Here is an 18491-nt window from a genome sequence, read left to right as displayed (position 1 = left end):
ATGTGTCCTCCTTTCTTTCAGTCTTTATTTTACTTTAACCGCACTTTGAACTGTTACGTAGCTTTTCTTAGCTCCAGGTACATTCCCTTTAACTAGAAGCAAGTTACGCTCAGTATCAACCTTTACGATTTCAAGATTTTGAATTGTAATTTGTTCTCCACCCATACGTCCAGGTAATGCTTTACCTTTAAATACACGGTTTGGAGCAACTGGCCCCATCGAACCAGGACGACGATGATAACGAGAACCATGTGACATTGGTCCACGAGATTGGTTATGACGCTTAATCGCACCTTGGAAACCTTTACCTTTAGATTGTCCAGTTACGTCTACTACGTCACCTTCTTTAAATGTATCAACCTTTAATTCTTGACCTACTTCATACTCGCCAAGATTAACGTTACGGATTTCCTTGATGAAGCGCTTAGGAGCCGTGTTTGCTTTCGCAGCATGGCCTTGAGCTGGTTTGTTTGCATTTGCTTTCTTCTGGTCAGCAAATCCTAATTGGACTGCTTCATAGCCATCAGATTCAGCTGTTTTTAATTGAAGAACAACGTTAGGTTCTGCTTCAATAACTGTTACAGGGATGACTTCACCATTTTCAGAAAACACTTGTGTCATACCGATTTTTCTACCTAAGATTCCTTTGGTCATCCGTTACACCTCCTATAAAAAACGAATTTATTTTTTGCCATTTTCATATACTTCTTATATGTGTTCACACTAAATTATAAGTAACTTTTAATTAAAGTTTAATTTCAATGTCAACGCCAGATGGTAAATCCAAACGCATAAGTGCATCCACTGTTTGTGGTGTTGGATTCACAATATCAATTAAACGTTTATGAGTACGCATTTCAAACTGCTCACGAGAATCTTTATACTTGTGTACCGCACGTAAAATTGTGTAAACCGACTTCTCAGTTGGAAGTGGAATTGGTCCTGAAACATTGGCACCTGAACGCTTTGCTGTTTCAACAATCTTTTCTGCAGACTGATCTAGAACTCTGTGATCGTACGCTTTTAAACGAATGCGAATCTTTTGCTTTGCCATAATAGCCCCTCCTTTTTCGTCCATTTTATAAACAGACATACTCCGCGAAAATTTCCTACACCCCACCATGGCAATGGGGCCGGGTGTGTCAGCAACCTTCCGCATCATCGCTGTCAATGACCAACATTCAACATTATACATAGATATTTATAATAAATCAAGTATAATATCGTCTCAGTCACACTTTAACTATTATATAGATACTTACTAGTGAATGCAAGTCATTTTTATACTTGCTAAAATATAAATATCAATAAAAAAGAGATATCTCTCAAAAAAGAGATATCTCTTTTGTAACTATAATTACTTTTGGATTGAAGCAACAACGCCGGCACCAACAGTACGTCCACCCTCACGGATAGAGAACTTTGTACCTTCTTCGATAGCGATTGGTGCGATAAGCTCAACAGTCATCTCGATGTTGTCACCAGGCATTACCATCTCAACGCCTTCTGGAAGTTGAACGATTCCAGTTACGTCAGTTGTACGGAAGTAGAACTGAGGACGGTAGTTAGAGAAGAATGGAGTGTGACGTCCACCTTCTTCTTTTGAAAGAACGTAAACTTCAGCTTTGAAGTTTGTGTGTGGAGTGATTGTACCTGGCTTAGCAAGTACTTGACCACGTTGTACTTCATCACGGCTTACACCACGAAGAAGTGCACCAATGTTATCTCCAGCTTCAGCATAATCTAAAAGCTTACGGAACATTTCAACACCTGTGCAAGTAGTTTGCTTAGGCTCTTCAGTGATACCGATGATGTCAATTACATCACCAACGTTAAGTTGTCCACGCTCAACACGACCAGTAGCAACTGTACCACGACCAGTGATTGAGAATACATCCTCAACAGGCATCATGAATGGCTTTTCTTTATCACGCTCAGGAGTTGGGATATAAGAGTCAACAGCTTCCATTAGCTCGATGATTTTTTCTTCCCAAGCAGCGTCACCTTCAAGTGCTTTAAGAGCAGAACCTTGGATAACTGGAACGTCATCACCAGGGAAATCGTACTCAGAAAGAAGGTCACGAACTTCCATTTCTACTAATTCTAGTAATTCTTCATCATCAACCATGTCACACTTGTTAAGGAATACAACAAGGTAAGGTACACCTACTTGACGAGAAAGAAGGATGTGCTCACGAGTTTGTGGCATTGGACCATCAGCAGCAGATACTACTAAGATACCACCATCCATTTGTGCAGCACCAGTGATCATGTTCTTAACATAGTCAGCATGTCCTGGGCAGTCAACGTGTGCATAGTGACGGTTATCAGTTTCATACTCAACGTGTGCAGTAGAAATTGTGATTCCACGCTCACGCTCTTCTGGAGCACCATCAATAGCATCATATGCCATTGCAGTACCTTTACCAGAACGCTTAGCAAGAACTGTTGTAATTGCAGCAGTTAAAGTTGTTTTACCATGGTCAACGTGTCCAATTGTACCGATATTGGCATGCGTTTTCGAACGATCGAATTTTTCTTTACCCATGATTCATTTCCTCCCTTAATATAGACAATTTAAAAATTTTATGGATAAGAAAGGTAAAATATCCATATGTCAATTGTACCTTTCTTAGCTTACAACAAATTGTTCCTTGAAACAATTAATATTAGAAATTATTGGCCAGTTTGTTTCTTGATGATTTCTTCAGCGATACTCTTAGGTGCTTCCTCATAGTGAGAGAAGACCATTGAATACGTACCACGACCTTGTGTACGAGAACGAAGTGAAGTAGCATAACCGAACATTTCAGCTAGAGGTACAAATGCTCTAACGATTTGTGCGTTTCCGCGTGCTTCCATTCCATCAACTCGTCCACGACGTGCAGTAACATCACCCATGATATCACCCATGTACTCTTCTGGTACAACAACTTCTACTTTCATTAATGGCTCAAGTAGAACTGGATTACACTTCGCCTTAGCGTTCTTAAGTGCCATAGAAGCAGCAATCTTAAACGCCATTTCGTTTGAATCGACATCATGGTAAGAACCATCAAATAGTTTAGCCTTAATGTCGATAACCGGGAAGCCAGCAATCATACCATTAGCAAGTGATTCTTCGATACCAGCTTCAACAGCACCGATGTATTCACGAGGAACCGAACCACCAACAACAGCATTTTCAAATTCAAAACCTGCTCCCTCTTCATTTGGAGAGAACTCTACCCAAACGTGACCAAATTGTCCACGTCCACCAGATTGACGTACGAACTTACCTTCAACCTGAGCAGATTGACGAATCGTTTCACGATATGATACTTGAGGTGCACCAACATTTGCCTCTACTTTAAACTCACGTCTCATACGGTCAACAATGATATCAAGGTGAAGCTCACCCATACCAGAAATAATTGTTTGACCAGTCTCCTCGTTTGTCTCTGTACGGAAAGTTGGATCCTCTTCAGCAAGTTTAGCAAGCGCCATACCCATTTTATCTTGGTCAGCCTTTGACTTAGGCTCAACAGATAATGAGATAACTGGCTCTGGGAAGTCCATAGACTCAAGGATAACAAGGTTCTTCTCATCACATAGAGTGTCACCAGTTGTTGTATCCTTTAAACCTACAGCAGCAGCAATATCACCAGAGTAAACCGTTGAGATTTCCTCACGAGAGTTTGCGTGCATTTGTAGAATACGTCCGATACGCTCACGCTTACCTTTCGTTGAGTTTCTTACATATGAACCAGCTTCAAGGGTACCTGAATACACACGGAAGAATGTTAATTTACCTACGAATGGATCCGTCATTACCTTAAACGCTAATGCAGAGAAAGGTTGGTCGTCTCCAGACTCACGTACAACTTCTTCTTCAGTTTCAGGAACAATCCCTCTAATCGCAGGTACATCAATTGGTGATGGTAAGTAGTCAAGAACAGCATCTAGCATAAGCTGAACACCTTTGTTCTTAAATGCAGAACCACAAATTACTGGATAGAATTCAACGTTACAAGTACCTCTACGGATTGCAGCCTTGATTTCTTCCTCAGTAAGTTCTTCACCTTCTAAGTATTTCATTGTAAGCTCTTCATCAAGTTCAGCGACAGCTTCAACTAGCTTTTCGCGATACTCTTCAGCCTGAGCTTTATACTCATCAGGAATTTCTTTCTCTTCAGTACGTGTTCCAAGATCATCTTCGTAAAAATAAGCTTTCATTCTTACTAAGTCGATGATTCCTTCAAACTCATCCTCTGCTCCAATTGGTAATTGGATAGCATGAGCATTCGCTTGAAGACGATCACGAAGAGTTCCTAATGAATAAATGAAGTCAGCACCTGTTTTATCCATTTTGTTAACAAATACAACACGTGGAACTCCATAAGTTGTTGCTTGACGCCAAACTGTTTCTGTTTGAGGCTCAACACCTGACTGTGCGTCAAGTACTGCCACAGCTCCGTCCAATACGCGAAGTGAACGTTCAACTTCTACAGTAAAGTCTACGTGTCCTGGTGTATCAATGATGTTAATACGGTGACCTTTCCATTGAGCTGTTGTTGCAGCAGAAGTAATCGTGATACCACGCTCTTGCTCCTGCTCCATCCAGTCCATTTGGGAAGCCCCTTCATGAGTTTCACCAATCTTATGTGTACGACCTGTGTAGAATAAGATACGTTCTGTTGCAGTCGTTTTACCGGCATCAATGTGAGCCATGATGCCGATATTACGCGTATCCTTTAAGGAGAACTCTCTTGCCATAGTTTATTTCTCCTTCCTATTTCGAACAATTTATTTAGGATATCAAAAATCTTACCAACGATAGTGAGCAAACGCTTTGTTTGCTTCAGCCATTTTATGTGTATCTTCACGCTTCTTAACAGATGCACCTGCATTGTTAGCAGCATCAAGAATTTCATTAGCTAAACGCTCTTCCATCGTTTTCTCACCACGAAGACGAGAATAGTTTACTAACCAGCGAAGTCCTAAAGTTGTACGACGTTCAGGCTTAACTTCAATCGGTACTTGATAGTTTGCACCACCAACACGACGAGCTTTTACCTCAAGAACTGGCATAATGTTCTTAAGAGCTTGATCGAATACTTCCATAGGATCTTTACCACTGCGTTCCTTCACTAGTTCAAACGCGTTATATAAAATCGTTTGAGCGATTCCACGCTTACCATCAACCATAATACGATTGATTAAACGAGTTACAAGCTTTGAATTGTAAATAGGATCTGGTAACACATCACGACGAGCGACTGGACCTTTACGAGGCATAATTTCCCCTCCTTTCATTAAATAAACGTTTTATATTATTTTTTGTCTTTTGGACGCTTTGTTCCATATTTAGAACGACCTTGCATACGGTTTTGAACACCTGCAGTATCAAGAGCACCACGAACAATGTGGTAACGTACCCCTGGTAAATCTTTAACACGACCGCCGCGGATAAGAACAACACTGTGCTCTTGGAGGTTGTGGCCGATTCCAGGAATGTATGCAGTTACCTCAATACCATTTGTTAAACGTACACGCGCATATTTACGAAGAGCCGAGTTCGGCTTCTTAGGTGTCATAGTACCAACACGAGTACAAACACCACGCTTTTGCGGTGAAGATAAATCCGTTTGAGATTTCTTAAAGCTGTTATAGCCTTTATTAAGAGCTGGTGAGTCAGACTTCTTAATTTTCGCTTCACGACCTTTACGAATTAACTGATTAATAGTAGGCATTTTTTCTCCTCCCTTCTTCAAAAGATAAGACCACTGATCCTGGTGGTTCATATTTTGGCAAAAGTAAAGTTTTTGCCATACGGTACGCTCCGAATGGCAAAAACACAATTACTTTCTTAAAGCAACAGTGGCTGCACCGACTTCAATTCTACAAGCTTTTCCAAGCTTTTTCATCGAGTCAACATAGTGAATTGGAACGCGCTTCGTTATTGCTAATGCTTCCACCTTATGAATAATACGGTATTCCGCATCTTTTGCGACAATTAACTCTGCAACTTCCCCATTATCAAGCGCCTTTAGCGTTTGTTTCGTCCCTATAATTAGGTTTTCAGCCTGCGATACTTTTTCATAAGACATCATTCATCCTCCAAAGCAACAGGGTTTCTCAGGCACACTTTGATATCTTATCACCGTGAAAACTCAATGTCAATAAAATCTTCTATCAAATTTTATTCGTGGATTAAAGCTTCTTCTACTATTTTATCTTCAGAGACTTCAGCATCTGCTTCGTCATACTTTGAAACAATATTTAGATTACGATAGCGCGACATTCCTGTACCAGCAGGAACTAGCTTCCCGATAATAACATTTTCCTTTAAGCCTAATAGTTCATCGCGCTTACCTTTTATCGCTGCATCCGTTAAAACACGAGTCGTTTCTTGGAAGGATGCTGCAGATAAGAATGAATCTGTTTCAAGAGATGCTTTCGTAATACCAAGTAGAACAGGTCGACCTGTTGCTGGACGTTTTCCATTAAGGAGAACTTGTTGATTTTCATCATTGAAATGTTGAATTTCAATTAATGAACCAGGAAGCACATTTGTTTCACCTGCATCCACAACTCGAATCTTACGAAGCATTTGACGCACCATTACCTCTACGTGCTTATCGCCAATTTCTACCCCTTGCATACGGTAAACCTTTTGAACTTCACGTAAGAGATATTCTTGAACTCCATTCATACCTTTAACTTTAAGAAGCTCTTTCGGATCAATTGAACCTTCAGTAATACTTTGTCCGGCTACAACTTGATCTCCAACAGAAACCTTTATACGAGCACCATATGGAATCGCATATGACTTAGTTTCCATTTCACTTCTTACAGTAATTTCACGTTTGTCTCCATCCTTAAAGTCAATAACTTCACCTTCAATTTCAGAGATTACAGCCTGACCTTTAGGATTACGCGCTTCAAAAATTTCCTGAATACGTGGAAGACCTTGAGTAATATCGTCCCCTGCTACCCCACCTGTATGGAATGTACGCATTGTAAGCTGAGTACCCGGCTCACCAATTGACTGAGCAGCAATGATTCCGACTGCCTCACCAACCTCTACATCACTACCAGTTGCAAGGTTACGTCCGTAGCATTTCTTACATACACCATGACGCGTGTCGCATGTAAATACAGAACGAATTGTTACTTCTTCGATATCTAAATCAACAATATGCTTAGCAATATCTTCATCAATTAACTCATTTTTTCTTACAATGACTTCGTTTGTCGCTGGATTACGTAATGTCTTAAAGGCCACACGTCCAACAAGACGATCATAAAGTCCTTCGATGACTTCATTTCCTTCTTTGATCGCTTTAACCTCTAGACCACGGTCGGTTCCACAATCTGTCTCACGAACAATAACGTCTTGTGCCACATCTACAAGTCGACGAGTTAAATAACCTGAATCGGCAGTTTTCAGAGCCGTATCCGCTAGACCTTTACGCGCACCATGCGTCGAAATAAAGTACTCTAATACCGTTAAACCTTCACGGAAACTTGACTTGATCGGTAACTCAATAATTCGGCCAGACGGATTCGCCATCAAACCACGCATACCGGCAAGCTGTGTAAAGTTTGAGGCGTTACCACGGGCACCTGAGTCACTCATCATAAAGATTGGGTTACGACGGTCTAATGTACCCATTAACTTATTTTGAATAACATCCTTCGCTTCACTCCAGATAGAAATAACTCTGTCATAACGCTCTTCTTCCGTAATTAAACCACGACGGAATTGCTTTAAGACTCTCTCTACCTTTTGTTCTGCTTCTCCGATGATTTCCTTCTTCTCTGCTAATACAACGATATCAGCTACACCAACCGTAATACCAGCTTTCGTTGAGTATTTAAATCCTAAATCCTTCATACGGTCAAGCATCTTAGATGTTTCCGTAATCTTAAACTTCTTAAATACTTCAGCGATGATATTCCCAAGGAAGCCTTTCTTAAACGGTGGTACTGTTTCACTTTGCGCAAAATGCTCTTTTACATTTGTCGTACTAGGTACAAGGTATTTACTTGGTGTAGCTACCTCTAAGTTTGTTTCCGACGGTTCATTCATATATGGGAATGACTCCGGCAAAATTTCGTTGAAAATTAGTTTTCCAACTGTCGTAAGAAGAAGCATTTCATTCTCTTCTTCCTTAAACGTTGATTTTCCAAGAGAAGCTACTGGAATCGCAATTCTACTATGTAAATGAACATAGCCATTTTGATAAGCGATAAGCGCCTCGTTCGTATCTTTAAATACGGAACCTTCGCCTTTTGCTTCTTCACGTTCCATTGTTAAGTAATAGTTACCAAGAACCATATCCTGTGATGGTGTAACAACTGGTTTTCCATCTTTCGGGTTCAAGATGTTTTGAGCAGCAAGCATTAAAATACGAGCTTCAGCTTGTGCCTCAGCAGATAAAGGTACGTGAACCGCCATTTGGTCACCATCAAAGTCCGCATTATATGCAGTACAAACTAATGGGTGAAGCTTAATTGCACGACCTTCAACTAATGTTGGCTCAAATGCTTGAATACCAAGACGGTGAAGCGTAGGTGCACGGTTTAATAATACAGGATGCTCGCGGATTACTTCTTCAAGAACATCCCAAACCTCTGGCTGAACACGTTCTACTTTACGCTTAGCACTCTTAATATTATGAGCTAAGCCTTTGCTAACAAGCTCCTTCATAACAAATGGCTTAAATAGCTCTAGAGCCATCTCTTTCGGAAGCCCACATTGGTACATTTTTAAGTTTGGCCCTACTACGATAACAGAACGACCAGAATAGTCTACACGTTTACCTAGTAGGTTTTGACGGAAACGGCCTTGTTTCCCTTTAAGCATATGTGATAACGATTTAAGCGGACGATTCCCTGGTCCTGTAACCGGGCGACCACGACGACCATTATCAATTAAAGCGTCAACTGCTTCTTGTAGCATACGCTTTTCATTTTGAACAATAATGTTTGGTGCACCTAAATCTAATAAACGCTTTAAACGGTTGTTGCGGTTAATAACACGACGATATAAGTCGTTTAAATCTGATGTAGCAAAACGCCCACCATCTAACTGAACCATCGGACGTAATTCAGGCGGAATAACTGGGAGCACGTCTAAAATCATCCATGACGGATCATTACCAGAATGACGAAATGCCTCTAATACTTCAAGACGCTTAATCGCTCTTGTACGACGCTGCCCTTGCGCTGTTAGTAGCTCTTCCTTTAAACCATCAACTTCCTTTTCAAGTTCAATGCTTGATAGAAGCTTACGGATCGCCTCAGCACCCATTTGTGCTGTAAATGAGCGACCATATTTATCATAATATGCCCGATATTCTTTCTCAGAAAGCAATTGCTTCTTTTCAAGAGGCGTATCACCAGGATCTGTTACAACATATGACGCAAAATAGATAACTTCCTCTAAAGAACGAGGAGACATATCTAATACAAGCCCCATACGGCTCGGAATCCCTTTAAAATACCAAATATGAGAAACTGGAGCAGCTAGCTCGATATGCCCCATGCGCTCACGGCGAACTTTAGCACGTGTTACTTCTACGCCACAGCGATCACAAACAACGCCTTTGTATCGAACACGCTTGTATTTCCCACAATGACATTCCCAATCTTTTGTTGGTCCAAAAATACGCTCACAAAAAAGACCGTCTTTCTCAGGTTTTAACGTACGGTAGTTAATTGTCTCTGGCTTTTTAACTTCCCCTCTTGACCACGAACGGATTTTATTCGGAGAAGCAAGGCCAATTTTCATATATTCGAAGTTATTTACATCTATCAAGGGGTCAACCTCCCTTTTGGTTTCCATATCTCCAACGCAAATGCCAACAAATAATCCTGTCTCAAAAAAGGAGACAGCAACAGGGAACTACGTGAACGAGCTCCCCTATTGCCTACCTTAAGCCTTTGATTCATTCGATTCGAAGTTAAGGTTTAATTTCTCACTTGTTTGCTCATCTTCATCATCAAGCTCTCTCATTTCAATTTCCTCTTCATTGCTTGAGAGCATCTTTACATCCATACCTAGCGATTGTAACTCTTTAATTAATACTTTAAATGACTCGGGCACTCCAGGCTCTGGTACATTTTCACCTTTTACAATTGCCTCATATGTTTTCACACGTCCGACAACGTCATCCGATTTAACTGTTAAAATCTCTTGAAGTGTGTAAGCCGCACCATAGGCTTCTAGCGCCCAAACCTCCATCTCACCAAAACGCTGACCACCAAATTGAGCCTTACCTCCCAATGGTTGTTGCGTAACAAGTGAATATGGACCAGTCGAACGAGCATGAAGCTTATCATCAACCATGTGCGCAAGTTTGATCATGTACATGATACCAACTGAAACACGATTATCAAACGGTTCACCTGTACGTCCATCATAAAGGACCGTCTTCCCATCACGAGCCATTCCAGCTTCTTCAAGCGTACCCCAAACATCTTCCTCACGCGCCCCATCAAATACTGGTGATGCCACATGAATTCCCAGCTTACGTGCAGCCATACCTAAGTGTAGCTCAAGCACTTGTCCGATGTTCATACGCGATGGTACACCTAATGGGTTTAACATGATATCAATCGGTGTTCCGTCTGGCAAGAAAGGCATATCTTCTTCAGGAAGAATTCTCGAGATAACCCCTTTGTTACCGTGACGTCCAGCCATTTTATCTCCTTCGTGAATCTTACGCTTTTGTACGATGTAAACACGAACAAGCTGGTTTACACCTGGAGGTAACTCGTCGCCGTCTTCACGATTGAAGATTTTAACATCAAGGACGATGCCATCTCCACCATGCGGTGCTCTTAATGACGTATCACGAACCTCACGTGCCTTTTCACCAAAGATAGCATGAAGTAAACGTTCCTCTGCAGTAAGCTCTGTAACCCCTTTAGGTGTAACCTTACCAACGAGAATATCGCCGTCTTTAACTTCTGCACCTACTCGGATAATTCCACGCTCATCAAGATTTCGTAATGCATCTTCACCGACATTCGGGATATCACGAGTAATTTCCTCTGGCCCTAACTTTGTATCACGCGCTTCTGATTCATATTCTTCAATATGAACAGATGTATACACGTCATCTTTTACAAGACGTTCACTAAGAATGATCGCATCCTCATAGTTATAACCTTCCCAAGTCATGAAACCTACAAGAACATTACGACCTAATGCCATTTCACCCTTCTCCATCGAAGGTCCATCTGCAAGGATTTCACGCTTTTCTACAATATCACCCTCTGATACGATTGGACGTTGATTGTAGCTCGTTCCTTGGTTTGAACGAATAAACTTTTGAAGTTTATATTTATCAAGGTCACCTTTAACCTCTTGACCATCAACCGTCTCTAAGCGACGAACCCAAATTTCCTTTGCTGTTACACGTTCAACGACACCAGGGTACTTCGATACGATTGCTGCACCTGAATCTTTCGCAGACACGTGCTCCATCCCTGTACCAACAAGTGGTGCCTCAGGAACTAAGAGTGGAACAGCTTGACGTTGCATGTTCGCTCCCATTAATGCACGGTTTGAGTCATCGTTTTCTAAGAACGGAATACAAGATGTCGCCGCAGATACAACCTGCTTAGGTGATACATCCATATAATCAAGACGTTCACGAGGAACCACTGTGTTTTCCCCTCTGAAACGCGCAATGATATTATCATCGATAAATGAACCATCATCTGCAAGCTTTGCGTTTGCTTGAGCAACAACATAGTTATCTTCTTCATCAGCAGTTAAGTAATCAATTTGAGACGTTACTTTACCTGTCTCTGGGTCTACGCGACGATATGGCGTTTCCATAAACCCAAATTCGTTTACCTTTGCATAGGATGATAGGGAGTTAATTAACCCGATATTCGGACCCTCTGGTGTTTCAATTGGACACATACGTCCATAGTGAGAGTAGTGAACGTCACGCACTTCAAATCCGGCACGCTCACGTGTTAAACCACCTGGCCCTAATGCTGATAAACGACGCTTATGTGTAAGTTCAGCTAACGGATTCGTTTGATCCATGAATTGTGAAAGCTGTGAGCTACCGAAGAACTCTTTAATCGATGCAATCACGGGACGAATATTGATTAACGCTTGAGGTGTAATCATATTCGGATCTTGGATTGACATACGCTCACGAACTACACGCTCCATTCGTGATAGACCGATGCGGAATTGGTTTTGTAATAACTCACCAACTGAACGCAAACGACGGTTTCCAAGATGATCAATATCATCAGTATCACCGACACCGTGTAATAGATTAAAGAAATAATTAATAGAAGCAATAATATCTGAAGGCGTAATATGCTTCACTTCTCGCTCTACCATACCATTTCCAATTACACGAATAATACGTTCTCCTTCTTGGTCATCCGGAGCATAAATCTTGATTGATTGTAGCTGAATATCATCATCTTCCACTACTCCACCAGCAGCACGAACATCGCGGAAGCCAACGTTGTTCTCTAGATAAGGCAAGATACGGTCTAGTGTACGACGATCAAGTAATGTTCCTTCTTCAGCAATTACCTCTCCTGTTTCTGGGTCAACTAACGTTTCAGCTAATCGTTGATTAAAGAGGCGATTCTTAATATGAAGTTTCTTATTAATCTTGTAACGACCAACATTCGCTAAGTCATAGCGTTTCGGATCGAAAAAGCGAGAGTCAAGTAAGCTCTTAGCGTTATCGACAGTTGGCGGTTCCCCTGGACGTAATCTTTCGTAAATCTCTAGGAGAGCTTTTTCTGCACTATCTGTATTATCCTTCTCTAACGAATTGCGCAGATACTCATCTTCCCCTAATAAGTCAATGATCTCTTGATCAGAACCAAACCCAAGCGCACGCAAAAGAACCGTCACCGGTATTTTTCTTGTACGGTCAATACGAACATAAACAATATCCTTCGCATCAGTTTCAAGCTCTAACCAAGCTCCGCGGTTTGGAATAACAGTAGCGGTAAAACCTTTTTTCCCATTCTTATCAGTCTTTTGACTGTAATAAACACTTGGAGAACGAACGAGCTGTGAAACAATAACACGCTCTGCACCATTAATGACAAACGTACCTGTTTCTGTCATTAACGGGAAGTCTCCCATGAATACTTCCTGTTCCTTTACTTCACCGGTCTCTTTATTAATTAAGCGAACCTTTACACGCAAAGGAGCTGCATACGTTACATCACGTTCCTTCGATTCATCAACTGGGTACTTTGGCTCCCCAAGACTGTAATCAATAAATTCTAAAACTAAATTCCCTGTGAAGTCTTGAATAGGGGAAATGTCCTGAAACATCTCTCTAAGTCCCTGATCAAGAAACCATTGATAAGAAGCTGTTTGAATTTCGATTAAATTTGGTAATTCTAATACTTCATTAATACGTGCATAGCTTCTTCGTTGGCGGTGGCGTCCATACTGAACTAGTTGACCTGTCAACTGATTCACCCCTCAAATCTCGCGTTATAGTATCTAAAAACACATCGTACTTAGTGTTGTATATAAAACAAACATACAACTCCAGTAGACGAAGCATTTTTATAGATTAAATGCCTGCTTGCACCATAGGTTACAAGCGATAAACCCTTACGTACAAAAAGAAAAAATGGCTGTTAAAACCAAATTTTTCCGTTAAAACGTTCGATTATATAAGTATAACCAAAAAACATCTACATTATACAGCAAATTCCACTTGACATTTTCGTAGTATTCGCTCTAAAAATAGGTAGTCATACGCATTAAATAACAATATCACAAAAGCGATAGTCAGTCAATTTTTTTTTGCACATAAAATATAATAGCCTTTTTTCTTTTCTACAATCTCTACTTCCTTAAATAATCCCTCTAATTTCTCTATCGCGGAAGGTGCACCTTGTTTCTTTTGAATAACAACCCACAATTCACCGCCAGACTTCAAATGTTCATACGATTTTTCAAAAATATCATGAACAACTTGTTTTCCTGCTCTAATTGGCGGATTTGTAATAATAGAAGCAAAATCAGTTTTCTCGACTTTCTCAAAACTATGACTCATATAAATCGAGACATTTTTTATCTTATTTTGTTGAGCGTTTTTTTCCGCTAGGTGCAGCGCCCTTTCGTTGACATCAACCATGTGAACCATTCGTTGCTCTTCCTCTTTCGCAAGAGACAACCCAATTGGTCCATAACCGCAGCCTACATCTAACAAATCCCCTTCACACTTTGGAAAACGAAAAGATTCAATAAGGACTTGACTACCAAAGTCGACTTCTTTTTTAGAAAAAACTCCTCGATCTGATGTAAAGGTTAGCGTGGTTCCTCTTAAAACGAATGTCCACGTCCGTTCATCACTTTCTACACCTGGTTTGTTTGAATAATAGTGGTCGGACATCTCCATTCCCCTTTCGTTCTATTTCAACATAACCTTACATTAGAACAAGGCCCATTTCAAATCTTGTCAAAAAAAGACCCGCATGACGCGAGTCTATTTTTCAATCATTACTTAACTTCTACAGATGCGCCAGCTTCTTCAAGCTTAGCTTTTGCTTCTTCAGCTTCTTCTTTAGAAGCACCTTCTTTAATTGGAGCAGGAGCACCATCAACAAGTGCTTTTGCTTCTTTAAGACCAAGGCCTGTGATTTCACGAACAACCTTGATAACATTGATTTTAGAACCACCAGCAGACGCAAGGATTACGTCAAACTCAGTTTGCTCAGCAGCACCAGCGTCGCCACCAGCAGCAGCTACAGCTACAGGAGCAGCAGCAGTTACACCAAACTCCTCTTCGATTGCTTTTACAAGGTCATTAAGTTCTAAAACTGTCATTTCTTTAACCGCTTCAATGATTTGTTCTTTCGTCATTGTTAAATCCTCCTATTTGTTGTTTTTTATTTTTTAAAACGTTATCTAACTGGCATTTAAGCACTTAGGCTTAAGCACCTTGTTCTTCTTTTTGTTCCGCAACCGCCTTTGTAACCAAAGCGAATCCGCGCATTGGAGCTTGTAGCACGTTTGCAAGCATAGAAAGTAGACCTTCGCGAGACGGAAGCTCAGCTAGAGCCTTGATTTCTGCTACAGACGCAACTTGGCCTTCAATAACACCAGCCTTGATTTCAAGAGCATCGTGCTTTTTCGCAAATTCGTTAAGTACCTTTGCAGGAGCAATTACATCTTCATTACTGAACGCGATCGCTGTTGGACCGACAAGATTCGCATCCAATTCAGTCAATTCAGCTTCAGCTGTTGCACGACGAGCAAGAGTGTTCTTATAAACTTTAAACTCAACGCCAGCTTCACGAAGTTGTTTACGAAGCTCAGTTACTTCAGCAACATTTAATCCACGGTAGTCAACAACAACCGTTGATTTGCTTTCACGTAATTTAGCAGCAATATCCGATACAACCTGTTTTTTCTGTTCTAGTACGCTCATCCTTACACCTCCCGTGGTTTTGATACCATACCCGACTTAGAAGCATATAAAAAGCCCCCATGTAGTAGACATGAGGGCATACGGATTCAAATTAATCAAACCTTGAATCTATAGCTTACCTCGGTAGGAAATTAAGCGAGTACGCACCTACTGTCTACGGTATGATTAAATATAATGTTAAATGTCTTCAAGACACTCTTAAGATTATAATCAACTTTATTCAGAAAGTCAATGACTATCTTGCAAAAGCAGAAGCATTAACGCGTACACCAGGACCCATTGTTGATGCAACAGCTACGTTTTTCATATACGTACCTTTTGCAGCAGCAGGTTTAACCTTCACTAATGTTTCGATAATTGTTTTGAAGTTTTCAACAAGCTTAGCTGTTTCAAACGAAACTTTACCGATCGGCACGTGAATGTTACCAGCTTTATCAACGCGGTATTCTACTTTACCAGCCTTGATTTCATTAACTGCCTTTTCTACGTCAAATGTAACTGTACCTGTCTTAGGGTTAGGCATTAAGCCCTTTGGTCCAAGAACACGACCAAGCTTACCAACTTGAGCCATCATATCAGGTGTTGCAACGATAACATCAAATTCGAACCAACCTTGGTTGATCTTGTTGATGAAATCTTCATCACCTACATAATCTGCTCCAGCAGCTTCAGCTTCTTTCGCCTTTTCACCTTTTGCAAATACTAAAACTCGTTGTGTTTTACCTGTACCATTTGGAAGAACAACAGCACCACGAATTTGTTGGTCTGCTTTCTTAGGGTCAACACCTAAACGCACAGCAACTTCAACCGTTTCGTCGAACTTAGCTGTAGCTGTCTTTTTTACAAGTTCAATTGCTTCTTCCACTTGGTACACTGTATCACGGTCAACAAGTTTCAAAGCGTCTTGATACTTCTTACTTCTCTTAGCCATACTATTTCCTCCTCGATTGTGGTTTTAGCGGTAGGACCTCCCACTATGAAAGGTTGCGAACCTACAAAATAGGCTTGCAACCCCCGTAAGCTTACAAATTAGTCTTCAATCACGATACCCATACTACGTGCAGTACCTTCAACCATACGCATAGCAGCTTCAACGTCTGCAGCGTTTAGGTCTGGCATCTTCGTTTCAGCAATCTCGCGTACTTTATCACGCTTGACTGTCGCAACTTTTTTCTTGTTAGGCTCACCAGAACCTGACTCGATACCAGCAGCTACTTTTAGAAGAACAGCAGCAGGTGGAGTTTTTGTGATGAATGTAAACGAACGGTCTTCAAATACCGTAATTTCTACCGGGATGATAAGACCCGCTTGATCTGAAGTACGAGCGTTAAATTCTTTACAAAATCCCATAATGTTCACACCCGCTTGTCCTAGTGCAGGACCAACCGGCGGTGCTGGATTTGCTTTACCAGCTGGAATTTGCAATTTAACCATTTTAATTACCTTTTTAGCCACGTGACACACCTCCTTAGTCCGTGATGTGGTTATCCGGGTGTTCTACACCCTCCCACTCAAAAAACGGATGCATTCATGCACCCGATGGCTCATGTTAGAAACCATTATCGAACATGAAGATTTTATCACCTTCACGATCAGATATCAAGTTTTTTTCAATTAAATCTTTTCAACCTGTGTAAAATCAAGTTCAACAGGGGTTTCACGTCCAAACATATTGACATGAACTTTTACCTTTTGCTTATCAATTTGAATTTCTTCAATCGTACCCACAAAGTTAGCAAAAGGACCTTCTTTCACTTTCACAGATTCTTTAATCTCGAAATCAACTTCGGCTTTCGGCTCCTCGACACCCATTTGTTTTAAAATAGAGTCTATTTCATCCGGCAACAAAGGTGTCGGTTTCGATCCCGCACCAGCAGAGCCGACAAAACCTGTTACTCCGGGCGTATTTCGAACAACATACCAAGAATCATCGGTCATTATCATCTCTACAAGCACATAACCAGGAAACACTTTACGTGTTACAGACTTACTCTTTCCATTCTTCACTTCTGTCTCTTCCTCGACAGGTACAAGAACACGGAAAATCTTATCCGTCATATCCATTGATTCTAGACGTTTTTCTAAATTCGTTTTAACCTTATTTTCATACCCCGAATACGTATGGACTACATACCAATTTTTTTCCATTCAAATTAGGACGGTTTTGTCCTTCCCTCCTCTTCGGTCTTATGCTCATCATTAGGCTGCTAAAAAAGCCTTTGAGAACGCAACAAAAATTTATCCGTTAATCAAACGAATAAGAAACGTGATCACATAGTCAACAATAGCAAAAAATACAGTAATAAACGCGACCGTTCCAAGTACCACCCATGAATAACGTGTAAGTTCTTTGCGTGTTGGCCACGACACACGTTTCATTTCTGAGACAACGTCTCCAAGGAATTTCCCAACATTCTTCACAGCCATAACAGACACCTCCAGCACCAATCAATATAGACAAATGTTCGCGCATCTATTCGAAGTCAAGCCGATTTCTTTTAACACTTATTCACAAAAAGCTATAAAACTTTTAAAGCTTTTCGTGACTATCCGTTAATTAAAAATTACTTGAGCACCATGAACGCGTTTTCTTTTAAGTAGCTTTAAGTTTAGTAGCTATTTTTCAACAATAAAAAAGAACCGCTACATTCTACTTCGTTTCACGATGAAGAGTGTGTTCCTGACAAGTTTTACAAAACTTCTTCATCTCAATGCGGTTAATCTGAGTAAGTTTATTCTTTTGCGTTGAATAATTTCGTGATTGACAAACTTCACAGGCTAGTACAATTTTCGTCCGCATTGAGTCACCCCCACTCTTCTGTATACACACTATTTTACTCTAGCATATGAAAAAAAAAGTGTCAAATACGAAAAGAAGGCATGGCGAAGGCACTGGAAAAGGGTGCTTTTTCCTTTTTTATTGCCCTTAGAGCAATGTGCGGAGCCGTTGCCATCTTGTTGAAAGCCTGTTATGAGTGGGTTTCCCATAGCAGGCGAGCAACGTGTGGAGCCATTGCTACTTAATAAGAGGCACTGAAAAAGGTTGATTTTTAC

At 40.8% G+C, this 18491-nt stretch carries 17 protein-coding genes and 1 other annotated feature; all 17 genes read right to left on the bottom strand.

The features are described 5' to 3' along the window. Positions 1–24 precede the first annotated feature (24 nt). Positions 25–654 (bottom strand): 50S ribosomal protein L3, encoded by a 630-nt coding sequence (gene rplC / locus B1R93_RS21965; RefSeq protein ID WP_088106046.1) that lies wholly within the window; start codon positions 652–654, stop codon positions 25–27. Between the two features lie 91 nt (positions 655–745). Continuing rightward, on the bottom strand, positions 746–1054 hold the full coding sequence (gene rpsJ, locus B1R93_RS21960) for a 30S ribosomal protein S10 (protein ID WP_010896316.1): 309 nt from the start codon (positions 1052–1054) through the stop codon (positions 746–748). Positions 1055–1357: 303 nt separating this feature from the next. Continuing rightward, positions 1358–2548 (bottom strand): elongation factor Tu, encoded by a 1191-nt coding sequence (gene tuf, locus B1R93_RS21955; protein WP_088106045.1) that lies wholly within the window; start codon positions 2546–2548, stop codon positions 1358–1360. A 128-nt stretch (positions 2549–2676) separates the two neighbouring features. After that, on the bottom strand, positions 2677–4755 hold the full coding sequence (gene fusA, locus B1R93_RS21950; protein ID WP_088106044.1) for an elongation factor G: 2079 nt from the start codon (positions 4753–4755) through the stop codon (positions 2677–2679). A 51-nt stretch (positions 4756–4806) separates the two neighbouring features. Continuing rightward, positions 4807–5277 (bottom strand): 30S ribosomal protein S7, encoded by a 471-nt coding sequence (gene rpsG, locus B1R93_RS21945; protein ID WP_088106043.1) that lies wholly within the window; start codon positions 5275–5277, stop codon positions 4807–4809. Between the two features lie 35 nt (positions 5278–5312). Beyond that, positions 5313–5732 (bottom strand): 30S ribosomal protein S12, encoded by a 420-nt coding sequence (gene rpsL / locus B1R93_RS21940; RefSeq protein ID WP_088106042.1) that lies wholly within the window; start codon positions 5730–5732, stop codon positions 5313–5315. Between the two features lie 108 nt (positions 5733–5840). Next, on the bottom strand, positions 5841–6089 hold the full coding sequence (locus tag B1R93_RS21935; RefSeq protein WP_088106041.1) for a 50S ribosomal protein L7ae-like protein: 249 nt from the start codon (positions 6087–6089) through the stop codon (positions 5841–5843). Between the two features lie 92 nt (positions 6090–6181). Continuing rightward, positions 6182–9805, bottom strand: a complete 3624-nt coding sequence (gene rpoC / locus B1R93_RS21930; RefSeq protein ID WP_088106040.1) for a DNA-directed RNA polymerase subunit beta' — start codon at positions 9803–9805, stop codon at positions 6182–6184. A gap of 117 nt (positions 9806–9922) precedes the next feature. Further along, positions 9923–13465 carry a DNA-directed RNA polymerase subunit beta gene (gene rpoB, locus B1R93_RS21925; protein WP_088106039.1) on the bottom strand — a complete coding sequence of 1181 codons (3543 nt, stop codon included), beginning with the start codon at positions 13463–13465 and terminating at the stop codon, positions 9923–9925. Positions 13466–13796: 331 nt separating this feature from the next. Next, positions 13797–14399 carry a class I SAM-dependent methyltransferase gene (locus B1R93_RS21920; protein ID WP_088106038.1) on the bottom strand — a complete coding sequence of 201 codons (603 nt, stop codon included), beginning with the start codon at positions 14397–14399 and terminating at the stop codon, positions 13797–13799. Positions 14400–14506: 107 nt separating this feature from the next. Further along, positions 14507–14869, bottom strand: a complete 363-nt coding sequence (gene rplL, locus B1R93_RS21915; protein ID WP_035664717.1) for a 50S ribosomal protein L7/L12 — start codon at positions 14867–14869, stop codon at positions 14507–14509. 70 nt (positions 14870–14939) lie between these two features. Continuing rightward, positions 14940–15437, bottom strand: coding sequence for a 50S ribosomal protein L10 (rplJ, locus tag B1R93_RS21910; protein ID WP_088106037.1), 498 nt, complete (start codon positions 15435–15437; stop codon positions 14940–14942). 38 nt (positions 15438–15475) lie between these two features. Beyond that, positions 15476–15615: a sequence feature (ribosomal protein L10 leader region), on the bottom strand. A 57-nt stretch (positions 15616–15672) separates the two neighbouring features. Beyond that, positions 15673–16368, bottom strand: a complete 696-nt coding sequence (gene rplA, locus B1R93_RS21905) for a 50S ribosomal protein L1 (protein ID WP_088106036.1) — start codon at positions 16366–16368, stop codon at positions 15673–15675. Positions 16369–16466: 98 nt separating this feature from the next. After that, on the bottom strand, positions 16467–16892 hold the full coding sequence (rplK, locus tag B1R93_RS21900; RefSeq protein ID WP_165763915.1) for a 50S ribosomal protein L11: 426 nt from the start codon (positions 16890–16892) through the stop codon (positions 16467–16469). 159 nt (positions 16893–17051) lie between these two features. After that, complete coding sequence (nusG, locus tag B1R93_RS21895; protein ID WP_088106034.1) at positions 17052–17585, bottom strand: transcription termination/antitermination protein NusG; 534 nt, start codon at positions 17583–17585, stop codon at positions 17052–17054. A gap of 90 nt (positions 17586–17675) precedes the next feature. Further along, positions 17676–17864 (bottom strand): preprotein translocase subunit SecE, encoded by a 189-nt coding sequence (gene secE / locus B1R93_RS21890; RefSeq protein ID WP_207634191.1) that lies wholly within the window; start codon positions 17862–17864, stop codon positions 17676–17678. A 223-nt stretch (positions 17865–18087) separates the two neighbouring features. After that, entirely contained in the window at positions 18088–18237 is a 150-nt protein-coding gene (gene rpmG / locus B1R93_RS21885) for a 50S ribosomal protein L33 (protein WP_088106033.1), read from the bottom strand. Between the last annotated feature and the right edge of the window lie 254 nt (positions 18238–18491).

It is taken from the genome of Halalkalibacter urbisdiaboli, from assembly GCF_002156385.1.
Classification (GTDB): domain Bacteria; phylum Bacillota; class Bacilli; order Bacillales; family Bacillaceae_D; genus Halalkalibacter_A; species Halalkalibacter_A urbisdiaboli.
The sequence above is the reverse complement of the archived record's forward strand: the minus strand, read 5'-3'. Positions and strand labels throughout refer to the sequence as shown.